Origin of the sequence: Neisseria sp. HMSC064D07 (genome assembly GCF_001837185.1) — a bacterium.
Taxonomy (GTDB): domain Bacteria; phylum Pseudomonadota; class Gammaproteobacteria; order Burkholderiales; family Neisseriaceae; genus Neisseria; species Neisseria flavescens_C.
In genome coordinates this window covers 1-1,677 of the sequence record NZ_KV831688.1, presented here as the reverse complement: position 1 = coordinate 1,677, position 1,677 = coordinate 1, and the positions used below count along the sequence as shown (strand labels likewise).

At 49.7% G+C, this 1,677-nt stretch carries 1 protein-coding gene; it reads left to right on the top strand.

The window, feature by feature from the left end; all coding sequences use genetic code 11:
• Positions 1 to 62: 62 nt before the first annotated feature.
• A partial coding sequence (locus HMPREF2608_RS06360) for a vWA domain-containing protein (RefSeq protein ID WP_070826360.1) occupies positions 63 to 1,677 on the top strand: 1,615 nt, incomplete at its 3' end.

The following is a 1,677-nucleotide window of genomic DNA, read 5'->3' as shown; positions in this document are numbered from 1 at the left end:
TAGGGGATTTTGGGGAATTTTGCAAAGGTCTCAGCATGTGATATTTCCCAGGAGCTTAAATCATGCCCCGTTTCTTCCTGAAAACCATTTCCATACTCACTTTAGCGGCTTTGACTGCGTGTTCCGGTCCTCTCGACCGATCAGACTCGTCAACCGAAAATCTTCAGGGCGCACCGGAATCAGCATTGCCTGCTGCTGCCGTTGCTGAAGAAAATCTGTCTCTTGCAGAAAACACTGAACGCTACCAAGACCAACCCGACCAACCGGTCAAATCCGTTGCTCAAGAACCCGTTTCCACATTTAGCATCGATGTCGATACCGGTAGCTACGCCAACGTCCGCCGATTTCTGAACAGCGGCAAACAGCCGCCTAAAGATGCTGTACGGATTGAGGAAATCGTCAATTACTTCCCTTATAACTATCCGCTGCCTACTGACGGCCACCCATTTGCCGTTCACACTGAAACCATTGATTCTCCATGGCAACCGGAAGCCAAGCTGATCAAAATCGGTATCCAAGCACAAGACACAGCAAAGAAAGATCTGCCGCCTGCCAATCTTGTGTTCCTCGTGGACGTATCCGGCAGCATGGATGAAGAAAATAAACTTCCGTTGGTTCAAAAAACGCTGCGTATCTTGACCCAACAATTACGTCCTCAGGACAAGGTTACCCTGATTACCTATTCATCAGGCGAAGAGCTGGTGCTTCCACCCACATCAGGTTCAGATAAAGAAACCATCCTACAAGCCATCGACAAACTGAAAGCCGAAGGCTCGACTTCGGGCGAATCCGCTTTACGCATGGCCTACGAAGAAGCGCAAAAAGCCTTCGTACCCAACGGCATCAACCGTATCCTGCTGGCAACCGATGGCGACTTTAACGTTGGCGTATCTGATACCGAAACGCTCAAATCCATGGTTGCCGAAAAACGAAAAACCGGCGTTTCACTCAGCACGCTAGGATTCGGTACGGACAATTACAACGAAGACATGATGGAACAAATTGCCGATGCAGGCGACGGCAATTACAGCTATATCGACAATGAAAAAGAAGCGAAAAAAGTTCTGCAGCAGCAACTGACTTCCACGCTTGCTACCGTTGCGCAAGATGTCAAAATCCAAGTCGAATTCAATCCTGCCACTGTCAAAGAATACCGCTTGGTCGGCTACACCAACCGCACCCTGCGCAATGAAGACTTCAACAATGACAAAGTAGATGCGGGCGATATCGGCTCAGGCCACAGCGTGACCGCCATCTATGAAATCATTCCGACAGGCAAAAACGGCTGGCTGAACGAATCACGCTATCAAAAAGCCCCAGCCCCAGCCGCCAAAGGCAGTAAAAACGAATACGCCTTTGTCAAAGTACGCTACAAACTGCCTGGGGAAAAAGACAGCAAGCTGATGGAACAAGCAATTCCCGTTGGCAGCAAACCGCTGGAGCAAGCCGATAAAGACACCCTGCTCGCCCTTGCCGCAGCTTCCTATGCCCAAGCCCTACGCGGCGGCGAATACAACGGCAAACTGAGCTGGAGCGACATTGAAAAAATGGTACAGAAAATCCAAAGCGACGATCCGTTTGAGCTGAAATCGGAATTTCTCCAATTGGTACGCATTGCCGCCGGTAGCGAAAAGAAATCAGGTCGAGACCTTTGCAAAATTCCCCAAAATCCCCTAA